At 71.1% G+C, this 19,897-nt stretch carries 16 protein-coding genes; 11 read left to right on the forward strand and 5 right to left on the reverse strand.

Going from position 1 to position 19,897, the window contains the following annotated elements; genetic code table 11:
- The first annotated feature begins 346 nt into the window (after positions 1–346).
- The 4 genes from ACESMR_RS08995 to ACESMR_RS09010 all read left to right on the forward strand — a co-directional run bounded on the left by ACESMR_RS08995 (position 347) and on the right by ACESMR_RS09010 (position 5,394).
- Positions 347–2,251 carry a glycoside hydrolase family 15 protein gene (locus ACESMR_RS08995; protein WP_373046722.1) on the forward strand — a complete coding sequence of 635 codons (1,905 nt, stop codon included), beginning with the start codon at positions 347–349 and terminating at the stop codon, positions 2,249–2,251.
- 112 nt (positions 2,252–2,363) lie between these two features.
- A complete protein-coding gene (gene nirK, locus ACESMR_RS09000) occupies positions 2,364–3,881 on the forward strand; it encodes a copper-containing nitrite reductase (protein ID WP_373046723.1) in 1,518 nt (505 codons plus the stop codon).
- A gap of 143 nt (positions 3,882–4,024) precedes the next feature.
- On the forward strand, positions 4,025–4,804 hold the full coding sequence (locus ACESMR_RS09005) for a formylglycine-generating enzyme family protein (protein ID WP_373046724.1): 780 nt from the start codon (positions 4,025–4,027) through the stop codon (positions 4,802–4,804).
- Positions 4,804–5,394, forward strand: a complete 591-nt coding sequence (locus ACESMR_RS09010) for an SCO family protein (protein ID WP_373046725.1) — start codon at positions 4,804–4,806, stop codon at positions 5,392–5,394. Before ACESMR_RS09005 ends, ACESMR_RS09010 begins: the two co-directional genes overlap by 1 nt.
- Before the next feature lie 61 nt (positions 5,395–5,455).
- On the opposite strand, the gene ACESMR_RS09015 is transcribed toward ACESMR_RS09010, so the two are convergent.
- Complete coding sequence (locus tag ACESMR_RS09015; protein ID WP_373046726.1) at positions 5,456–5,881, reverse strand: VOC family protein; 426 nt, start codon at positions 5,879–5,881, stop codon at positions 5,456–5,458.
- An 89-nt stretch (positions 5,882–5,970) separates the two neighbouring features.
- Here ACESMR_RS09015 and ACESMR_RS09020 point away from each other — a divergent pair, with 89 nt between their 5' ends.
- A complete protein-coding gene (locus tag ACESMR_RS09020; RefSeq protein ID WP_373046727.1) occupies positions 5,971–6,765 on the forward strand; it encodes a helix-turn-helix domain-containing protein in 795 nt (264 codons plus the stop codon).
- Here ACESMR_RS09020 and ACESMR_RS09025 read toward each other — a convergent pair.
- On the reverse strand, positions 6,754–7,563 hold the full coding sequence (locus ACESMR_RS09025; protein ID WP_373046728.1) for an MBL fold metallo-hydrolase: 810 nt from the start codon (positions 7,561–7,563) through the stop codon (positions 6,754–6,756). The two genes, ACESMR_RS09020 and ACESMR_RS09025, sit on opposite strands and share 12 nt — an antisense overlap.
- 140 nt (positions 7,564–7,703) lie before the next feature.
- Between ACESMR_RS09025 and ACESMR_RS09030 the strand changes: the two genes are divergently transcribed.
- Entirely contained in the window at positions 7,704–8,432 is a 729-nt protein-coding gene (locus ACESMR_RS09030; RefSeq protein ID WP_373046729.1) for a GNAT family N-acetyltransferase, read from the forward strand.
- Here the strand turns inward: ACESMR_RS09030 and ACESMR_RS09035 are convergent.
- The 3 genes from ACESMR_RS09035 to ACESMR_RS09045 form a co-directional block, all read right to left on the reverse strand.
- On the reverse strand, positions 8,429–9,760 hold the full coding sequence (locus ACESMR_RS09035) for a hypothetical protein (protein WP_373046730.1): 1,332 nt from the start codon (positions 9,758–9,760) through the stop codon (positions 8,429–8,431). The two genes, ACESMR_RS09030 and ACESMR_RS09035, sit on opposite strands and share 4 nt — an antisense overlap.
- A 12-nt stretch (positions 9,761–9,772) precedes the next feature.
- Positions 9,773–10,381: a penicillin-binding protein activator LpoB gene (locus ACESMR_RS09040; protein WP_373046731.1), complete on the reverse strand. Its 609-nt coding sequence runs from the start codon at positions 10,379–10,381 to the stop codon at positions 9,773–9,775.
- A gap of 146 nt (positions 10,382–10,527) precedes the next feature.
- Positions 10,528–11,223 (reverse strand): DUF2293 domain-containing protein, encoded by a 696-nt coding sequence (locus ACESMR_RS09045; protein WP_373046732.1) that lies wholly within the window; start codon positions 11,221–11,223, stop codon positions 10,528–10,530.
- Positions 11,224–11,435: 212 nt separating this feature from the next.
- Between ACESMR_RS09045 and ACESMR_RS09050 the strand changes: the two genes are divergently transcribed.
- The 5 genes from ACESMR_RS09050 (at position 11,436) to ACESMR_RS09070 (ending at position 19,887) form a co-directional block, all read left to right on the forward strand.
- On the forward strand, positions 11,436–12,731 hold the full coding sequence (locus tag ACESMR_RS09050) for an ABC1 kinase family protein (RefSeq protein ID WP_373046733.1): 1,296 nt from the start codon (positions 11,436–11,438) through the stop codon (positions 12,729–12,731).
- A 25-nt stretch (positions 12,732–12,756) separates the two neighbouring features.
- Entirely contained in the window at positions 12,757–13,821 is a 1,065-nt protein-coding gene (locus ACESMR_RS09055; protein WP_373046734.1) for a suppressor of fused domain protein, read from the forward strand.
- Positions 13,822–14,005: 184 nt separating this feature from the next.
- Complete coding sequence (locus ACESMR_RS09060; protein WP_373046735.1) at positions 14,006–14,389, forward strand: hypothetical protein; 384 nt, start codon at positions 14,006–14,008, stop codon at positions 14,387–14,389.
- A gap of 84 nt (positions 14,390–14,473) precedes the next feature.
- Positions 14,474–17,128: a hypothetical protein gene (locus ACESMR_RS09065; RefSeq protein WP_373046736.1), complete on the forward strand. Its 2,655-nt coding sequence runs from the start codon at positions 14,474–14,476 to the stop codon at positions 17,126–17,128.
- Positions 17,129–17,196: 68 nt separating this feature from the next.
- Entirely contained in the window at positions 17,197–19,887 is a 2,691-nt protein-coding gene (locus tag ACESMR_RS09070) for a hypothetical protein (protein ID WP_373046737.1), read from the forward strand.
- Positions 19,888–19,897 lie beyond the last annotated feature (10 nt).

Here is a 19,897-nt window from a genome sequence, read left to right on the forward strand (position 1 = left end):
AGGTGCCCACTTCCCAGAAGCAGAACCTGCGATGCCGCACGGACAGCCTACGGCTGCTGCCGATGCGCGAATTTTGCTGCGTACCGGCAAGTGGAGCAAAGCGGGCGGCCGACTGTCAATTTGCCTGACTGTCCGTGAAGTCACCGGAATCGCGGAGAATACGGTGAAGGCCTTGCATACTTTTCACTGCTAATGTGCCGTCTCGAAACGCAGTATCGGGCCTTATCGAAACACGCTCGCCAACGTCGACACCTATGGCGGAAGCAATGCACACGGCAGGTGCGGATCGCCTGCAGCCCCCGCCGGGGCATTCACCCACCCGGCACCAACCCCCACCTTCGGCCGGGTGAGCAGCGACGGTTATCTACCCATCCGGGATCACGGCGCGATCGGCAATCTCCGCAGCGTGGCGCTCGTCGGTCTCGACGCGACGATCGATTGGCTCTGCCTGCCGGATCTCGAGAGCCCGAGCGTCTTCGGCGCGCTGCTCGATCATCGGCGCGGCGGCAGGTTCGCCGTGCGCGCGGGTGCCGGCACGCCCCGATGCGCGCAGCGCTACCTGCCGGAGACCAACGTCCTCGAGACCACGATCCACCAGGCCAGCGGCAGGATCGTGCTCACCGACTTCATGCCGCTCGAGGGCCGTCTCGAGGGCAGGCAGGCCGGTAGCCCTTCCCCGGAGCTGCACCGGCTGATCCGCTGCGAGGGCGAGGCGATCGAGGTGGAAGTCGAGTGGTCGCCGCGGCTCAACTTCGGCAGGGCGCTCACCTGGATCCGCAAGGAGGGGCCCGCCCTCGTCGCCACCGACGCCGCCGCCCGGGTGCTGCTCCGTGGCCTCCCCGAAGCGCGGATCGAGCAGGACGGCTGGGGCCCGGTGGCGGTGGCTCGATTCCGAATGGAGCCCGGGGACGAACGCGCGCTGGTCACCGGGTGGGCGGACGCGCCCTGCGATCCCGGCTCGACCAGCCAGAAGCTCGCGGCGACGATCCGCGCGTGGCGCACCTGGCTGCACGCTGGCGACGCCAGGTGCCGGATCGAGTGGGCAGCGCCCTGGGTGGAGCAGGTGCAGCGGTCGGAGCTCGCGCTCAAACTGCTCTGTCACGCGGAGACCGGCGCCATCGCCGCCGCTGCGACCACCTCGCTTCCGGCGGAGCTCGGCGGCGTGCGCAACTGGGACTACCGCTACGCCTGGCTGCGCGACACCTCGTTCACCGCGCAGGCCTTCACCGCCTCGGGGCATCCCGACGACGCCAGGGCCTTCCTCGAATTCGTCGAGAACCTCGCCGAGCAATGCGGCGACGGCAGGTGCACCCTCCGCATCATGTACGACCTCCACGGCGGCGAGGCCCCCGGCGAAGAGGAGCTCCACCACCTCGAGGGCTACCGGGGCTCGCGGCCGGTGCGCGTGGGGAACCTCGCGGCGGAGCAGCGGCAGCTCGACATCTACGGCGAGCTCCTCGACGCAGGCTACGATCTGGTCCGCGCCGGCTTCGATCTGCCGGCCGAGCTGCGCAGCTTCCTCGCCGCGGTGGCGGATCGCGCCTGCCACGACTGGCAGCTCCGCGGCAGCGGCATCTGGGAGATGCGCGGCAAGCCCCGCCACTTCGTCCACTCCAAGGTGATGTGCTGGGTGGCGCTCGACCGCGCCGTGCAGCTGGCGGAGCTCGGGATCCTCCGGGGTGACGTCGACGGTTGGCGGCGGAACCGGACGGCGATCCGCGAGGAGGTCTGCAGGCGCGGCTACAGCGAGAAGCGCCGCGCCTTCGTGCAGAGCTACGAGGAGGACGCCCTCGACGCCGCCAACCTGGTGCTGCCCCTGCTCGAGTTCCTCCCCATCGACGACGAGCGGGTCCAGAACACCATCGAGGCGGTGCGGCGGGAGCTCCTCCACGACGGCCTCGTGGCCCGCTACCTCGGCGACGACGCCCTTCCCGGCGCGGACCAGGGCGCCTTCTGCCTCGTCAGCTTCTGGCTCGTCGACTGCCTCGCCCTCTCCGGCAGGCTCGAGGAGGCGGAGGAGCTGATGCAGGGGATCGTGGCCCGCCAGAACCACCTCGGCCTCTACGCCGAACTGATCGAGCCGGGGACCGGCCGCTTCCTCGGCAACTTCCCGCAGGCCTTCACCCACGTCGGCCTGATCAACAGCGCCCTCTATCTCGCCCGGGCGAAGGGGCGACCCCTGCCCCTGGCGCCGATCGGCACCCTCGAGCACCGCCGCACCAAGGGGCACGATCCCGCGACCGAGCAGTAGCCCTGCAGCGCGGCAGAAGAGATCGTGCGTGCCTCCTTGCGCAACTCCATCAGCGGACTAGTTGGTCCGTAGAGACTCCGGCAGGGAGCCGGAGCTGCGCAAGGAGAGACAGATGCAGACGATGCGCGCCCTCGCCGTCGCCGCCACGCTCGGACTCGCCGCGGGTTGCAGCCAGCCCACTGCCCCCGCTGCGGCAACGCCTGCAGCCCCAGCCGCCCCCGCCGATACCGGCGGTTCCGCCAAAGGCGATTTCGGCCCGCCGCAGGGTGATCCCGTCACCCACGCGATCGTCGATCCGCCGCTGGTGCCGCCGCCGGTGAACCGCACGGCGCCCGCCAGGGTGGTCGTCGAGATCGAGGTCCGGGAGGAGAACAAGGAGATCTCGGAAGGCGTCGAGTACACCTTCTGGATGTTCGGCAAGCAGGTGCCGGGCAACTTCATCCGCGTCCGCCAGGGCGACACGGTGGAGTTCCACCTCAAGAACCATCCCGACAACAAGATGCCCCACAACATCGACCTGCACGCGGCGACGGGGCCCGGTGGCGGCGCCACCTCGTCCTTCACGGCGCCGGGGCACCGGACGCAGTTCACGTTCAAGGCGCTGAACCAGGGGCTCTACGTCTACCACTGCGCCACGGCGCCGGTGGGCATGCACGTGGCGAACGGCATGTACGGCCTCATCCTCGTGGAGCCGCCCGAGGGTCTCCCGAAGGTCGACCGCGAGTACTACGTGATGCAGGGCGACTTCTACACGGTGGGCAAGTACCGCGAGAAGGGCCTGCAGCCCTTCGACATGCAGAAGGCCATCGAGGAGAACGCCACCTACGTCGTCTTCAACGGCTCCGAAGGCGCCCTCACCGGTGACAACGCCCTCAAGGCCAACGTGGGCGAGACCGTGCGCCTCTTCATCGGCAACGGCGGCCCGAACCTGGTCTCGAGCTTCCACGTGATCGGCGAGATCTTCGACAAGGTCTGGTACGAGGGCGGCACGCGCTACCAGGAGAACGTGCAGACCACGCTGATCCCCGCCGGCGGCGCCGCCATGGTCGACTTCAAGGTCGAGGTGCCGGGCACCTACATCCTGGTCGATCACTCGCTCTTCCGCGCCTTCAACAAGGGCGCCATCGCGATGCTCAAGGTCGACGGCCCCGAGGACAAGGCGGTCTACTCCGGCCTCGAGGTCGACGAGGTCTACCTCGCCGACAAGGCGGAGCCGAAGCGCGGCGTGGTGGCGCAGGCCACGGCGAAGATGCAGCAGGGCACGCTCTCCAAGGACGCGCAGGTTGCAGCAGGAAAGGCGCTCTACGCCGGTACCTGCTCCGTCTGCCACGGTCCCACGGGCGCCGGCATGGAAGGCGTCTTCCCGCCCCTCGAGAAGAGCGACTACCTGATGGCCGACAAGCAGCGCTCGATCGAGATCATCCTCAACGGCCTCTCCGGCCCGGTGAAGGTGAACGGCAAGGACTTCAACTCGGTGATGCCGCCGATGAGCCAACTCAACGACGACGAGGTCGCCAACATCCTCACCTACGTGCGCAACGCCTTCGGCAACAGCGGCGACGCGGTGACGCCGGCGGAGGTGGCGAAGATCCGCGCCACCACCAAGCGACCTGCCGGCGCCGCCCACTGAAGCAACGATTCCACGACGACGACGACGAACGCGCGAGGCCCGGCGATCCCGGGCCTCGCGCCGTTCCGTCGTGGCACTTGCGCCCGCCGCTCAAGGGACTAGGTGGTCCACAGAGAGGCACGTTGCCTCCACCGGAGAATCCGATGCGCGCCCGCCTGCTCACCTCCCTCCTCGTGCTCCTCGTCGCCGGCTCGGCCGGCGCCGCGCCGAAGCAGGTGCGGGTCGAGGGCGGCACCTACAAGCCGGTCTTTCCGCCCTCCCCGGAGGAAGCCGAGATCCCGGTCGCAACCTTCCTCCTCGACGAGCGCCCGGTCACGAACGCCGAGTACCTCGCCTTCGTGAAGGTGCACCCGCGCTGGCGGCGCGACCGGATCGCGCGGCTCTTCGCCGGCGCGGGCTACCTCGGCCACTGGGCGCTACCTCTCGCCCTGGGGGAGCGCGCCCCTGCCGACGCACCGGTGGTCCAGGTGAGCTGGTTCGCGGCGAAGGCCTATTGCGAAGCGCGCGGCATGCGGCTGCCCACCGAGAACGAGTGGGAGCACGCAGCCACCGCCAGCGCCGAGGTGAAGGACGCCCGCCAGGATCCCGCGTTCGTGGCCCGGCTCCTCGCCTGGTACGGGCAGCCCAACCCGAAGGTCCTCCCCGCAGCGGGAAGGGGCGAGCCGAACCTCTACGGCGTGCGTGACCTCCACGGCCTCGTCTGGGAATGGGTCGGCGACTTCAACAGCACGCTCGTCTCGAGCGACAGCCGCGAGAGCGGCGATCCCGACAAGAGCCGCTTCTGCGGCGCAGGCGCCCTCACCGCAGCGGACAAGGGCGACTACGCGACCTTCATGCGCGTGGCCTTCCGCAGCTCGCTCAAGGCGCCCTACACCACCGGCAACCTCGGCTTCCGCTGCGCGCGGGACGTGAAGGAGAAGTGATGAAGACGTTGGCGCTCCTGCTCGCTGGACTGCTCGCGGTACCGGGCCTCGCCGCTGCTGCGGAAGGCCACGAGACGCTCCCCGCCGCAGAGGCGGCGACGGCGGACGAATCGATCTACCTCATCGGCGGCGACTACGAGAGCCACGACGGGAAGAAGGTCTCGCTCGAGATCCTGCGCGGCAAGCCGGTGCTGATCAGCATGTTCTACGGTACCTGCCCCCACGCCTGCCCGATGCTCATCACCGATCTGAAGCGGGTGGAGCAGGCGCTCCCCGAGGCGCTGCGCGAGAAGGTGCAGGTGGTGCTGGTGACCTTCGATCCCGCCCGCGACACGCCCGCGTCGATGAAGGTGCTGCTCGAGGCGCACCGGGTCGACACCGGGCGCTGGACGATGATGCGCACGGCGCCGGAGAAGGTGCAGGAGCTCGCCGCGGTGCTGGGGATCAAATACCGCTTCGCCGCGGGCGGGGCGATCAACCACTCGACGGTGATCACGCTCCTGGACGCCGAGGGAAGGATCGTCGAGCGGCTCGAGGGCCTGCGGCAGCCGGAAGGACCGCTGGTGGAGAAGCTCACCGCGATGAAGTAGCAGCCCCGGTCAGCAGCACGGGAGAGCCCGCCTCGGGTCAGCGAGGCGGGCTCTCTTTCTCTCACCCCTCCGCCGGGAGGAACGCAGGGTTGAAGACCACCTCCCAGAGATGGCCGTCCGGGTCCTGGAAGTAGCCCGCGTAGCCGCCCCAGAAGGTCGGCTGCGCCGCCTTCACGATGCGGGCGCCGGCCGCCTCGGCCTGCTGCATCACTTCGTCGACCTCGGCCTCGCTCGCGACGTTGTGGCCGATCGAGAACTCGGCAGGGCTTCGTCCGGTGTCTGCGAGACCTGCATCCCGTGCGAGGTTCGCCCGCTCGAAGAGCGCCAGCTTGATGCCGGCCTGGAGGTCGAAGAAGGCGACCGCGCCGTGCTCGAATTCGCGGCCGACGATCCCTTCGGTGGGCAGTTGCAGGCCGTCCCGGTAGAACCGGACGGCGGCGTCGAGGTCGTCGACGCCGAGGGTGAGTACGCTGATTCTGGGTTTCATGTTCTCCTCGGTGCGGTACCAGAGACTTCTGCCATGACGCCGACCCTCGTGCCTTGGACGTTTCGGCCACGCCGCTGCCGGAGGCGAACGTGAAAGCGGTTCCTGCGCAGGCGGCCGGAGCCTTCTCGATGCATCCGGCGCCGCCGGGCCTCGAGGGCGTCTTCAGCTGCACCTGGATCCATCGGCTGCCCCGCGAGAGCGTGCCGTCTCTGGTGGTGACGCCCGACGCCACGATCGATCTGCAGCTCGTCGAGGGAGCGCTGCGGATCGCCGGGCCCGATACGGCACCGATGACCGAGCGGCTCGCCGCGGGGGCGACCGTGGTGGGCTTCCGCTTCCGGCCTGCCGCCGCATCGGCCTGGCTCGGCCTGCCCGCCAGCGAACTCGTCGGCATGCGTCTGCCGCTCGAGACGCTCTGGGGCAGGCGGGCGCGGCGTCTCGGCGCCGCGCCCCGGTGCGGAGCGGACCCCGTGGCGGCGCTGGCCCGGGCACTGGCGAACGAGCGTGCCGACGACCCGGCTCCCGGCGATCCGGCGATGCGCGCCGCCTTCGCGCTCCTCGAGCGCGGGCTACCGTCGGGCTCGGTCGTGACCACCCTCCGGCGTGATCTCGGCCTGGGCGAGCGGACGCTGCGCCGCCGCTTCGACGAGAGCTTCGGGTACGGGCCGAAGACGCTCGATCGCATCCTCCGCCTGCAGCGATTCCAACGCCTCGCCCGCGCCGAGCGCGGCGCGTCTCTCGCAGCCCTGGCAGCAGCCGCCGGCTATGCCGATCAGTCGCACCTGGTTCGGGAGTGTCGGCGCCTTACCGGGCAGACGCCGTCCGCCCTCCTCGGTTTGCTGACGAGAGATGAGCCACGCGGAAATCGCCGTTCAGAACGGTAGACCGAGCTGCCCCTTGCGCCGCGTCCGCAGCAGCACCGGCTCGCCGGGCCGGTGCTGCTCCGCCACCACCAGGTTGGGCGAGAGCGCCGCGTTGGCGAGGACCTCGCCTGCGGTGTCCCTGGCGATCTCCGGCAGGTTGTTGTGCTCGGAGAGATGGGCGAGGGCGAGCTGCTGCAGACCGGGATGGAGGAGCTGCGCGAGGAGCTCCGCCGACTGGTCGTTGGAGAGATGGCCCAGATCCCCGGCGATGCGGCGCTTGAGCATCTCCGGGTAGGGACCGTCGATGAGCATCTGCCGGTCGTGATTCATCTCCAGCACCAGCGCGTCGACTCCCTCGAGGTGTTTGCGCACCGTCTCGGTGGGCTTGCCGAGATCGGTGACGACGCCGAGCGATGTCTCGCCGTCGGCGACCACCACCGAGCAGGAACCCACCGCGTCGTGGGGCGTCGGCGCGAGCCGGATCTCGAGGCCGCCGATGCGGAAGCGATCCCGCACGCCGACCGGATGGAGCCGCTCCGGCGGCGGCTCCCCGCGGATGTGGCGCAGCGTGCCCGCGCTGCCGTGGACCTCGAGCCCGTAGCGCCTGGCGAGTACCGCCGCGCCCGCCACGTGATCGCCGTGGCCGTGGGTGCAGACCACGGCCTGCACGTTGCGCAGATCGCCGCCGACCGCCGCGAGCCGCTCGCCGATGCGCCTGGCGGAGAGGCCGCAGTCTACGAGAATTTCGACCCCGCCGCCCTGGACCCAGAGGCAGTTGCCGGACGAGCCGGAGGAGAGGATGGCGTAGCGGAGGGCCATGGCTGCGCAGCTATAGCAGGGCCTCGCCCGCAGGGGGACCGCCTGCCTGCCGGGCGCCGCCGAAGGCCTGGCAGGCAGCCGTCCGCGGCCCGTTTGCGGCGGTGGGCGAAGGGGCGCAGCAGGCACATCTTCGACCCTGGATGGCAACCACCTGCCCAGCGCTGCGCTTCGTCGAGCGGGATCCCCACGGGCTCGCAGGCGACAGCTCCTTCTGGGAGCTCTACGGCGCGAGCTTCGAGCGGACGCTGCGCGAGCCCTCCGGCGCGCTGATCGAGGGGGTCCGCTCGGGCAAGGTCCTCGCCTTCGCCGCGGAGGACGACGGCCGCACCCTCGGCCTCGCCGCGGTGCACCTCCTCGAGGCGCCCGCCACCTCGCTGCTCCTCTACCTGGCGGTGGTTCCGGAGCTGCGCGGGCAGCGGATCGGCAGCACCCTGCTCACCCACGCGCTGGCGGTGGCCCGGGAGCGGCAGGAGCTCCTCGACCGGGAGCCGCGGGGCTGGGCGGTGCAGGTCGACGTGCCGGAGCTCGCCCCGACGCTGGGGGAGCGGGAGCGGCGGCGGCGGATCCTGCTCTTCTTCCGCTCCCAGGGCGCAAAGCCCCTCCCGTGCGCCTACGTGCGGCCGCCGGTGCGCGGCGGCACGCCTGCTGCGGCCCGGCTCCTCCACGCCCCCGACGGCAGCCTGCCGCTGCGGCGCGAGGAGGTGCAGGCGCTGCTGCAATCGATCTACTTCGAGAAATTCGCAGGGATGAACGGCGTCGACAGGCGCCTGCTCCTCTCCCTGCTCGGGCCTGCGCCCGCCGGCGCACCGGGGGTGGTGCTGCCCGGCGCCTCGGCCCGGGTGCCGCCCTGGCCGAGCCAGCGCGACTAACGGAGCGTGGTGAAGTCGGCGACGGCGAAGCCGCCTGCAGGCACCTCGATGGTGCGGGAGAGCCGCGCGCCGGGTCCGCCGCTCAGCTCCACCGTCACCTCGTGGCTGCCTGCGGGCACCCGGATCCGCGCGATCTGCACGTCGGCGGGGAGGGTGCTCCAGCTCCGCGTATCGGGCTTGTCGAGGACGACCATCGTGCCCTCGACCAGCGCTGCAGCGAGGAAGCCCAGCCCCTTGCTCTGCTGGCGCCCGGCTGCGCGGGCGCCCTCCGCCGCGACGGCGCGGGTGATCATCCGGGTGAGGGCGGCGCCGAGGATCTTCGGCTTCACCGCCTCGTACTCCCGCACGATCTCCGCCTCCACGTCGGTGAGGTGATCGGTCGGCGCCGCCGCGCCCGCCACGCGGACGCTGCCGCCGTGGAAGGTGTCCCGGGTCGCCACCAGCTCCGGATAGGAGACCACCTTGAAGAGCCCGTATTCGAGGACCTTGGTGTCGCCGCTCACGTAGTTGGAGGCGAGGCCGAGGGCGGCGCCGATCGGGATCCGGGCGGGCTCCTTCACCGGCACCCTGCCCGTCTTCACCACCACGAGGAGCTCGCCCTCGTCGCCGTTCGGCGCGTCCGTTCCCCCCGCGGCCAGGATCGCGTCGATCCGCGGGGTGCGGTAGGCGGCCCTGCGCGAAAGCCGGCGGATCGGCTCGTGGAGCGAGGGCGCGTCGCCGTGCTGGAGCACCTCGTCGTAGTAGCGCATCGCCTCGTCCCAATCGCCGCGCTGCTCGAAGACGAAGCCCGCGAGGTAGGAACCGAAGGCGGCGTGGCTCACCCCGGGGAAGTAGTCCTCGAGGTAGTTGCGCATCACCGTGAAGCGGCGCGCCTCGACCGCAGCGCCCTGCAGGTCGCTGCGGGCGAGGTAGTTGATCATGTTGAAGGCGTTGACGAGCAGCTTCTCCGTCGGCGGCGCCTTGTATTTGGTGGCGTCGTCCGAGAAGACGTATTTGCCGATCGAGCCCACGTCGTCGTTGGCGATGTCGAGGAGCTCGAGTTCCTTCTCCGCTGCGGAGAAGTCCCGGGCGGAGGTGGCGTAGTCGCCCATCGCCTGGAGCACGGTGGCCCGCTCGAGGACCGCCAGCGCGGTCTCGCTGCCCCACTCGGCGGGCAGCTCCCTGCTGCTCTCGACCCCGAGCATGGCGTTCAGCTGCGCCTCGCCGCTCTGCAGATCCCCTCGGGCGAGGCTCTCGCGGGCGGCGCGGGTGTGATCGGAATAGGTGGCGCAGCCTGCGCCCACCACGAGGGTGAGCGCAGCCAACGCGGCGAAGCGCAGCAGTCGCATGGGTCGCGGGCCTTAGCGGACGATCGCCTTGGTGCGGGCGGCGGTGTTCTGGAATTTGATCATCGAGGTGTCGACCTCGATGAGCTGCATGGTGAGGGTGTACTGCACGCGGCGCTCCCCCTCCATCCGCTCGTCCACCGCCTGCACCTTGCCGGTGAGGAAGTAGCGGGCGCCGACCTGCTTCGAGAGGCGGGCCACCGTCGAGGGATCGTAGACGCCGTTGGTGTTCTGGAGGCCGACCTCCTCCGCCATCTCGCGCTGCCGCTCGCGGCTCACCACCGCCACGTCGCCGCTCTCGACCATCTGGCTCTCGAGGGTGGCCAGCAGGGTGTTGAGCTGGTTCTCGATGTGCTCGGTGGTGTCGTTGCGGATCGGCCAGATGGCGAGGACGGGCGCCTTCCGCTCGTTGCGGAACTCGGCCCAGGCGCGGGAAGCCATCAGCTTCTCCACGTTCTGCTGCATCAGGTACTCGAGATCCTTGCGATCGAGGCCGGTGCTCATCGCCGCCTCGTCGAGGTTCGGGTTCTCGGTGCCGGGGCCGCCGCGGACGGCGGTGGGGCCCGCGCAGCCGGTGGCGAGGGCGGCGGCGACGAGGGCCGGGATCAGGAAACGGGTCTTCATGTTCAACTCCGTGCTCGGACGACGTCAGGGCCCGCGACTCTACGCCGCAAGCCCTCGTTTTTTCAACTCTTTCACCGATATCGCCAAGAGACGACCGGTCGTTCTGCCGCTATCGACGGGTGAGACACCGGCGCCATTCACCGCCTTCACCCCACAGCCGTCGAGGCGAGCGCTTTGCAGAGCGGGCAACCGCCGGGCGCATGCGGAACATCCCGCCGGTGCAGATCGAGGAGCGCCCGCGAGACCTCCGCGAGCTCCCGCCGCACCTCGCGGCGCAGCCCCTTCACCCGGGCGATCTGCATGTGGTCGTAGGCGGTGGTCTGGTGGCGCATCCAGGCGATCACCGCCGCCTCGGCGCGCTGCTCGATCGGGATCCGCTCGGTGCGGGCCACGGTGCCGGCGCCCACCGGCGTGGCGTGGGCGGTGACGGCGGTGGCCAGCTCGATCGCCTGGTCGTGGAAGGTCTTCGAGAAGCGCAGGAAGCGGAAGACCTCGGTGGCGAAGCCGTGGACGTAGGCCTCCTGCTTCACCGCCCGCCGGTTGGCGTCGGCGACGCGGCGCTTCGCGTACGCGGGGTCGGCCCGCTCCACCTCGAGGACGGCCTGCGCGTTCTCGATGTGGCGGGCCGGGGCCCACACGCCCTTCGAGAATTTCTTGCGGCCCTTCATCTCGATCACCGTCCAGCTCGGCCCAGCGGCCTTCACCCTGCGGGTGAGGCCCGGATCGCCGGGCGGGAGCAGGGACCAGCCTGCGGGCGGCGAGGCGACGGTGCCGTCGGGGAGACGGACCTTGCGCGGGTCGGAGGTGGGGGAGACGACGAGGGTCATTTCGGCGGCGCTCATGGCGGCTTTGTAGCGCACGGCGGCGCTTCGGTGGAGGGGACTGCCTGTGTCTTCGCGCCCCTTGGACACGTGGGTGCGGGCTCCGGGCAATGCGCCTGGCGGGTAAGCTTCGCTTCTGCATCGCATCAGGTGCGGCGGGGCTGCGGCCGGGCTATCTCGGGGCGGCAGGGATCGGCCCGAACGGCTGTTGTGGGCAGACGGAGGCATTCGCGATGGCCAGGCCCGCTACAGGCGGCAACCGCTTCTTCAAGCTCGCGGGGATGACCGCATCGGTCGCGAGCAGCTATGCAGGATCGAAGCTCCGCTCCCTCGTCCAGTCGGCGGAGGAGGCGACCCTCGCCCGCGCCGCCGCCCACTCGAAGAACGGCGAGCGGATCGCAAGGACCCTCGGCGAGCTCAAGGGCGCGGTGATGAAGGTGGGGCAGATGGCCTCCATCGCCGGCGACGTGCTGCCGAAGGAGCTGGCGGGTGCGCTGCAGACGCTGCAGCGCGAGGCGCCGCCGATGCCCTTCGAGGTGATCGCCGGGCAGATCGAGGCAGAGCTCGGCGGATCCCCTGATGCGCTCTTCGAGCGCTTCGAGCGCGCGCCCTTCGCCGCCGCGTCGATCGGCCAGGTGCACCGGGCCCGGGTCGACGGCCGCGAGGTGGTGATCAAGGTGCAGTACCCGGGGGTCGACGCGTCGTGTGACTCGGACCTCGCGCACCTGAAGCTCGCGCTGCGGGCGAGCGGGCTGGTGCAGATCCCGAAGCCCGCGCTCGACGCGCTCTTCGCCGAGCTGCGCGACCGGTTGCAGGAGGAGCTCGATTACGAAGGCGAGGCGGCGAACGCCCGGCTCTTCCGCGACTTCCACCGCGAGCGCCATCCCTTCGTGGTGGTGCCCGAGGTGATCGGCGAGCGGAGCACGAGGCGCGTTCTCACCCTGGCCTACGAGCCGGGGGACACGCTGGGGACGATCACCCCGGCCAGCTATTCGCAGGCGGTCCGCAACCGGATCGGCGAGCACCTCACGCGGGCCTTCCTCGCGCAGCTCTTCGAGTTGCAGGCGATCCACGCCGATCCCAACCCCGCGAACTTCGCCGCGCGCCTCGACGGCACGCTGGTCCTCTACGATTTCGGCTGCGTGAAGCGGATTCCGGACGAGGTGATGGTCCCCTACCGCGCCACGATGAAGGCGGCGCTGGAGGAGGACTACGGCGCGGTGGAGCGCGGCATGCTCCACCTCGGCGTGCGCCGCGCGGACGGGCCGCAGGTGGAGGCCGCGTACTACAAGCTGTGGCGCGACATCTTCGCCCAGCCCGTGCTCACCGAGAACTACGACTTCGGCGCCACGAAGATGGCCGAAGAGGTGATGAAGAACGCGCCGAAATTCTTCGAGCGCCTCGACTCCTTCCAGCCGCCGGCGCAGATCGCCTTCATCGACCGGGCGATCGGCGGGCATTTCGGCAACCTGCGCAACCTTGGGGTGCGGGGCACCTTCGGGCCGATCCTCCGGGCCTACCTGGTGTAGATTGCGCGGCCTTCCGGAGGCATCGATGAGCAGCGGAAAGCGCGTGCTGCGCGAGGAAAAGGGCCCCAACGGCAACGTCACCGCCCTCGTCGAGGACGACGGCCGGTCGATCTACCTCTACCTCGAGGGCGCCGAGGGCAGCGACTTCGGCACGCGGGCGGTCTGGGTCCGCAACCGGCTCAAGGCGCCGTGGCTGATGGAAGTGGAGCGGATGCAGGGCGGGCAGGCGCCGATGCTCCAGGCGCGCTACGTCGTCGATCCCGAGGGCGGGCCGTCCCTCTCGCCCGATCGGATCGAGTTCCTCTGGTTCGAGGACGGCGAAGGGGTGGCGCTCCTCGAGGAGGGCGACATCCTCGCGGTGATCCCGCCGTGGAGCGGCGTGCAGGGCTTCGCCGGCTACGCGCGGGACTGCGCGCTGGAGAGCCCCTTCTGCGCGCCGCTCGGCACGCCGCAGTCCAACCCCGACGTCTACCGGCTGCTCTCGCAGGCGGCGAGCTTCTGGAACGACTGGGACGAGCACACCTGGCCGAAGCTGCAGGAACAGCTCCTCGGCGCCTACCGGCAGGCCTTCGGGCGGGAGCGCCAGGTCTACGAGACCGGGCAGGAGCGCTTCCCCCCGGCGCTGCTCGCGCAATACGAGCGGGACGGCGCGTGGGTGCTCGCCACCGGCGGCATGTCGATCCGGCCGCAGCCCCGGGTCGATCGCGGCAGCGGCGCCGGCGCGCCCTTCCGGCGGATCGAGATCGCCGTGGCGGTGGAAAAGGCGCTGCTGCCGGACCCGATGCCGCTGGTGCGCTGGCTCGCGGGGCAGGCGACGCTGCCGTGGGACCGGTACACGTGGCTGGGGCACGGGCACACCGTGGGCTGCAGCGCGCTGGCGGCGGCGGGCTTTGCGGGCGTGGTGCTGTCGAGCGAGGCGCCCGGGGCGCCGGAGCTCCACCTGCCCCACGTGCGGGGTGAGCACGTGGAGCTCTTGTGGGCGCTGCCGATCACCGCCGAGGAGCAGGCGATCGCCGCGGCGGCTGGCGGCGAGGCGCTGCTCGAGCAGCTCCGGATGCGGGGCGTGCAGTGGGTGGCGCGGAAGCGGTAGGCTCGCCGGTGCTGCGCGTTCGGATGCCGGTCGCCCTCTCTCGCAGCTGCGTAACCGGGAAACGCCGATGCACGAGCCCCCAACGCCGCGTGGCCACGAGTCCGAGCGTCCGTACAAGGGCGAACGTGCGCCACCTGCGCTACCTCCGATCGCTCTGCACCGCGCGGGCGCTGCATTCACCGGAGTGTCTACGCTGCTGCTGGGCATCGCGGCTCTGCGGCACGGCCCGTGGGCGGCGTTGCCCTGGTTCTGCGTCACGCTCCTGCTCACGGCGATGCTGCTGCCCCACCGCCCACCGCGCGGGGAGGAGGCGATTGCCGAGCGGCTCGGTCCGTGGCGCACCACGGTGCTGGGGGTTCCGATCCGCACCCAGATCGCCGCCGCCGCCGTCGCCCACATCCTGACCCTGGTCGCGGCCATCTCCGCCTGGCTGCACGACGCGCCGCAGGGCGGGGCCTTCGCCACGGGTGCGCTGGTGGGGCTGGGCATCGTGCCCTGGGCGCTCCGCCGATACCGCAGGCTTCGCGCAACGCCGATTAGCTCGCGGGAAGCACCCCGAAAGCGGTAGTGCTGCCGGCTGCAGGGGCCGAGGCCTTGCGCAATCCAGTGTGCTACGCGTTAACTCGTCCTCTACCGAAACCGGGAGGGGAAGATGCGCAGGCTCGTTGCGCTGCTGGCAGTCGGCCAGTTGCTGATCGCGTGTGCCGAGGAGGAGCAGCGGCCCGAGGTGGAGGCCGCGGTGCGGCTCCATCTCGAGGCGCCTTCCGATGGCCTCCTGGTCGAAGCCCGGGACGTGGTGGTCCGCGGTCACGTCGAAGCCGACGGGCCGCTCGCGCGGATCGCCTACCTGGTCAACGGGCAGGAGCAGCGCAGCGACCTGCCGCTCTCTGCCTACTTCGACATCGAGATGAAACTCGTGCTGCGCGAGGGGCCGAACGTCGTGGCGATCGTCGCCAGCGACGAGGCGGGGAACGAGGCGCGCATCGAGCGGCGGGTGGAGAGCACGGTGCGTGCGCCCGAGATCCGCGCGTTCACCGCGTCGGTGGAGCGGGTGCGGCCCGGTGCGCCGGTCGAGCTCGCGTGGGTGGTGGAGGGAACCGGGCCCTTCGACCTCACCATCGACGGCATCGGCACGGTGGAGGGCGACGGGATCACCGTGCGGCCCGGCCACACGACGACCTACCGGCTGGAGGCGCGGACTGCGTTCGGTGTCGACACCGCCGTGGTCGACGTGCAGGTGCAGCCCGAGCTCGTGCCGCAGCTGCGGGTGGTCGCAGCCGGCAGCACGCAGAAGCTGGCGGTGGCGGGAACCGCCGGGCCGGTGGAGTACGAGGTCACCGGCGGGCGCATCGAGGTGCCGGAGTACGAGGCCTTCTGGGTCGCACCGGAGGAGCCCGGCCGCTACGAGATCCGCGTCGAGGTGGAGGGCTCCGACGACTTCGTGCAGGAGGTCGAGGTGCGAGCCATCGAGCCGATCGCCGCGCGCTGGGTCGGCCTCGCCGGCATGCCGGCAACGCTCCTGGACAGCGCGCCGGTCGTCGACGAGGCGGGCAGGCTCTGGGCCGTGGGTGATGCCGGCGTGGTGACGAAGCCCGCCGGGCGTGGCAGCTGGATCCTCCGCAACGACGGCCTCGACCTGACCCCCCGCGCGATCACCCTGGCGCCGGACGGCACTCTCTGGCTGGTCGGTAGGGACATGCAGGACTACGGCTGTGCGCTCGCGACGTGGGATCCGGTCACGGAGGCGTGGATGCGCGACCCCGAGCGGCAGTGGGGCCCCGACACCAATTGCAACGCCCTCACCTTCGGAGCAGGCGGCTCGATGGTCCTGCGTGAATACGGCAACGGGATCCGGCCGGTGCTGTGGCAGAGGCCCGGCGCCGGCGCCGCGTGGGAACGAGCGCCGGCGCTGCCCCATTGGGCAGGCTCCCTCGCGCTGGCACCGGACGGCACGCTCTACGTCGCGACCGAGGAAGGGAGCATCGTCTCTCGCCTCCCGCCGGGCGCGGCCAGCTGGGAGAGCCTCGGGCAGACCGTCGCATACGCCACCGACATCTGGCTCGATCCGAGCGGGATGCCGGTCGTCACCGGCTTCGGAGGGCTGGTCCGCCTCGCTGCGGACGACAGCTGGGAGGACCTCTCCGCCGGCCTGCCCACCGAATGCGGCAACCTCTCCTGCTGGGTGCAGTCGCTCGCCTTCATCGGCGATCGCATCGTCGTCGCCCACGACTCCCACGGCCTCTACGCACGACGTGAGGGCGGCGCCTTCGAAACCTTCGCGGCGCTTCCGCCCGGTGAGGAGCTGTCGTGGGACGACCGGAAGCTGGTTGCCGACGGCGACGGCGGCTTCTGGGTCTCCGGCGCGACGGGGCTCTGGCATCTGCCCGCCGGCGAGTCGACGTACCGCTACGAGGGGATCGGTGGCCTCGAGAACCCCTGGCGCGGTGCGTCCGCGCTGGCGACGCGGGAGGACGGGAGTGTTGCCGTCGGCCTGGTGGCCAACCAGGGACCGAAGCCCCGGCCGGTGGCGCTCCGTACGGCGTCGGGTTGGCAGCAGGTCGGTCCCGCGGAGCGGGCGCCCGAGGACACGCCGTGGGGCCTGCTTTACGAGCCGGACGGCTCGCTCCTCGTGGCGACCTCCGCGGAGATCTACCGGCTCGCTCCGGACGGCTCCCGCCTGGCGACGCTGCCCGCTGAAGGTCTGCCCGCGGAGCGCGTCTCCATCGAATTGCTCCGTGAGGCGGACGGCTCGCTGGTGCTCCTCGCCGGGGCGGGCAAGAGCTTCCGGCTTGCACCCGGCGCCGCGAGCTGGGCCGCGCTGCCGGAGCTTCCGGGCCTCGGCGATCTGGTCGTCGCCCCGGACGGCAGCCTCTGGGGAGCGGGATACGGCGCGCATGCAGGTGTGCTCCGGCTCGCACGCGGTGCGGCGGCGTGGGAGCCCGTGGGCGTGAGCGCGGTGGAGACGGCCCTCGCCGGCTCCTTCCGCTCGATCGCGTTCACGGCGGACGGCACCGCCGTGGCATGGACGGATCAGGGCGTCGTGCGCCTCGAAGCGGATGGGATCTGGCGGCGGATCGGCAGCGGCGTCTGCGGCTGGTACCTGCGGGGTCTGCTCGTCACCGAAGGAGGCACGCTCTACTGCACCAACGAACACAGCATTTTCCGCTTCGATGCCGAGATGGATGCGTGGGTCGAGATCGACGGCCTGCCCGAGGTGGTCTGGGTCGAGCGCCTCTTCGAGGGGCCGAACGGCGCGCTCTGGGTCGACATGGGCACGAGCGGGCTCTTCGAGGTGCAGCTGCAATAGCGTGGGCGTGCTTGCGGACGACGCAGCACTGCGGGTTGAATCATCGGCGACGCCGAACGAGGGGGGAAATGATGCGCAGGGTTCTCGCACTGCTGGCCGCCGGCCAATTTCTCGTTGCATGTGCCGAAGAGGCAGGGCGCCCCGCGGTCGTGGAGGCGGTGCGGTGGCAGCTCGCGTCTCCCGAAGACGGCGTGGCGATCGACGACCGGTGGGTCGTCGTCCGGGGCCGCGTGGAGGCGGACGAGCCGCTCGCCCGGATCTCGTATCGGATCAACGGCGTAGAGAAGCGCAGCGACCTGCCGCTCTCCCCCACCTTCGACATGGAGATGCGCCTGCCCCTTGATCGGGGCAGCAATCTCGTCGAGGTGGTGGCCGAGAGCGTCGCTGGTGCGGAAGGGCGGATCGCGCGGACCATCACCAGCACCGCCCGTCCGCCGGCGATCGAAGCGTTCACCGCCTCGGCCACCGGTGTCCGCCCGGGCACGGCCGTCGACCTGGCGTGGACCGTGGATGCCAGCCCGCCCTTTTCGCTGGAGCTGGCGCCGGTCGGCGAAGTTGCGGGCAGTGGCGCCCGCGTCCGCCCCGAGCGCACGACGACCTACCGGCTGGTTGCGAGCAACACGTTCGGCACCACCTCGCAGGAGCTCGAGGTCGAGGTCCTTCCGGAGCTGGTGCCGCAGCTGCGCACCGTGGCAGCAGGCAGCAGCCAGTCGCTCTGGGTGGCGGGGGTCACGGGAACCTTCCGCCTCACCGCGAGCGGCGGCAGCGTGACCCCGGAAGAATCCGACGAGGATGTCGTCTGGCAGGTCCCCGAGACACCCGGGACCTACGAGCTCCGGGTCGAGGTGGGCGGCGACGCAGACTTCGTCCACGAGGTCGTGGTCACCGAGGCCAGGAGGGTCGGCACCACCTGGACCGGGAGCGGTGGGCAGCCGGACGCCTTCTGGTGGGGCAACCTGGCCGTCGCTCCCGGCGGCGGGCTGTGGGCGGTAAACAGGCACGCCGTTCTCGAAAAGCCGGCGGGTGGTCCGTGGCACCCGAGAAACGAGGGACTCGACTTCCTGCCGCTGTCGATTGCGGTGGCGGCGGACGGCACGCCCTGGTTGCTCGGGTACGAGGCGGGCTCGTTCGAGACGTGTGCGATCGCCCGCTTCGATACAGCCATGGAACGGTGGGTCCGCTCCGAGGCCATCGGCCTGCAGAGCGGCAATTGCCGGGAGCTACGCCTCGCCGCGGACGGCAGCCAGGTGGTCTTCGGTAGCCGATGGATCCCGGGCGTGACGGCGTGGAGGCGGAGCGGCCCCGATGAAGCGTGGGTCGACCTGCCGGTGGCGCCTCCCGGCTCGTACCCGCGCCTGGTCGGGCCCGACGGCTCGGTCTACGCGTCGTGCATCGAGAACTGCCTCGACGGCGACGTCTTCCACCTCGCCCCAGGCGCGACGCAGTGGCAGTCCCTCGGCACCTCAGGTGTCTACCCGACGCAGCTCGCGATCGATCCGGCCGGCTCTCTCGTCGCCGGCGGGTACGGCATCGCCCGCCTCGGTGCGGACGGCACGTGGGTCGACGAGACGGCGGGCCTGCTCGACGGCTGTGGGACCGGTGGCCTCTGCGTCGATCGGCTGAAGGGAATGGCCTTCGCCGGTGCGGAGACGTTCGTGCTCACGGACGACGCGCTCTTCGTCCGCGGGGCCACCGGTTCGTTCCGGCAGCACATCACATTGCCGGGCGAGCTCGTCACGCTCGACGAGCCGGCGCTGCTCGAGAACGGCAGCGACGATCTCTGGGTCGTCGGACTGGAGGGGATCTGGCGCCTTCCTGCCGGGGAGGCGCTCCTCGCGTTCGAGGGGAGCGCCGGATTGCCGGGAAGCGATCTGTCGGTCGGAGCGATCGCCGCGCGTGGCGACGGCCTGGTGGCGCTCGCCTCGCAACGGCACAGGACCGAAGCAGGCAGGGTGGAGACGCCCCTGCTCGCCCTGCGCGACGCCGGTGCGGACGATTGGCGGCCCGCCGATCGCGGCGACTCCGCTGCGCAGATCGATTTCGGCGAGACCGCACCGGTCTCGATGGTCTTCGATGGCGACGGCTCGCTCCTGCTCTCCAACGCAGGTCTCTACCGGATCGATCCGAGCGAAGGTCGCTGGGCGGCAGCTCCCCGCGGAGGCCTGCCCGAGGGCTCCGTTCCGGTGGAGCTCGTGCGGGATGCGTCCGGTGCCGTCGTCGGGCTCGTCGGCGGGCAGCCCTATCGGCTCGACGACGCGGCCGGGACGTGGAACGTCCTGCCCGAGCAGGAGGGGCTCGTGCGGCTCGCCGCGGCGCGAGACGGCAGCCTCTGGGGCACGAGCGCCGCCGACCGCCGCGTGCACCGCCTCGGCGCCGATGCGACGAGCTGGCACGAGGTCGGCGCCGGTCCGCTCGGTCCTCGGGGCGGCCACGTGGACGACGCGGTGCAGTGGGGCGCGGATGGAACGGCCTGGGCGCCGAGCAACGTCGGCGTGGTCCGGCTCGAGGGCGACGTCTGGCGGCAGGTGGGCGGCGGCCCCTGCGGCTGGCGGGCCGACTCGCTGCTCGTGACCCGCGACGGTCGCGTGCTCTGCTCGTCGAACGGCGGAGTCTACCTGCTCGATTCGGCGACCGAGGTCTGGGAACCGCTCACCGGCCCCTCGCCCTACTCCTGGGCGACGCTGCGCGGCGAAGCGCCCGGCGGCAGGATCTGGGTGATGACCGACAGCGGCCTCTTCGAGGTAGAGTTGGCGCAGTGAGCGACCGGGT

This window comes from Vulgatibacter sp., assembly GCF_041687135.1.
Taxonomy (GTDB): domain Bacteria; phylum Myxococcota; class Myxococcia; order Myxococcales; family Vulgatibacteraceae; genus JAWLCN01.

What these genes read in the sequence shown, in the direction of transcription:
- nirK (WP_373046723.1), top strand. Translation starts at nt 2,364, where the DNA reads ATGCAGACGATGCGCGCCCTCGCCGTCGCCGCCACGCTCGGACTCGCC.
- ACESMR_RS09005 (WP_373046724.1), top strand. Translation starts at nt 4,025, where the DNA reads ATGCGCGCCCGCCTGCTCACCTCCCTCCTCGTGCTCCTCGTCGCCGGC.
- ACESMR_RS09010 (WP_373046725.1), top strand. Translation starts at nt 4,804, where the DNA reads ATGAAGACGTTGGCGCTCCTGCTCGCTGGACTGCTCGCGGTACCGGGC.
- ACESMR_RS09015 (WP_373046726.1), bottom strand. Translation starts at nt 5,881, where the DNA reads ATGAAACCCAGAATCAGCGTACTCACCCTCGGCGTCGACGACCTCGAC.
- ACESMR_RS09025 (WP_373046728.1), bottom strand. Translation starts at nt 7,563, where the DNA reads ATGGCCCTCCGCTACGCCATCCTCTCCTCCGGCTCGTCCGGCAACTGC.
- ACESMR_RS09030 (WP_373046729.1), top strand. Translation starts at nt 7,704, where the DNA reads ATGGCAACCACCTGCCCAGCGCTGCGCTTCGTCGAGCGGGATCCCCAC.
- ACESMR_RS09035 (WP_373046730.1), bottom strand. Translation starts at nt 9,760, where the DNA reads ATGCGACTGCTGCGCTTCGCCGCGTTGGCTGCGCTCACCCTCGTGGTG.
- ACESMR_RS09040 (WP_373046731.1), bottom strand. Translation starts at nt 10,381, where the DNA reads ATGAAGACCCGTTTCCTGATCCCGGCCCTCGTCGCCGCCGCCCTCGCC.
- ACESMR_RS09045 (WP_373046732.1), bottom strand. Translation starts at nt 11,223, where the DNA reads ATGAGCGCCGCCGAAATGACCCTCGTCGTCTCCCCCACCTCCGACCCG.
- ACESMR_RS09050 (WP_373046733.1), top strand. Translation starts at nt 11,436, where the DNA reads ATGGCCAGGCCCGCTACAGGCGGCAACCGCTTCTTCAAGCTCGCGGGG.
- ACESMR_RS09055 (WP_373046734.1), top strand. Translation starts at nt 12,757, where the DNA reads ATGAGCAGCGGAAAGCGCGTGCTGCGCGAGGAAAAGGGCCCCAACGGC.
- ACESMR_RS09065 (WP_373046736.1), top strand. Translation starts at nt 14,474, where the DNA reads ATGCGCAGGCTCGTTGCGCTGCTGGCAGTCGGCCAGTTGCTGATCGCG.
- ACESMR_RS09070 (WP_373046737.1), top strand. Translation starts at nt 17,197, where the DNA reads ATGATGCGCAGGGTTCTCGCACTGCTGGCCGCCGGCCAATTTCTCGTT.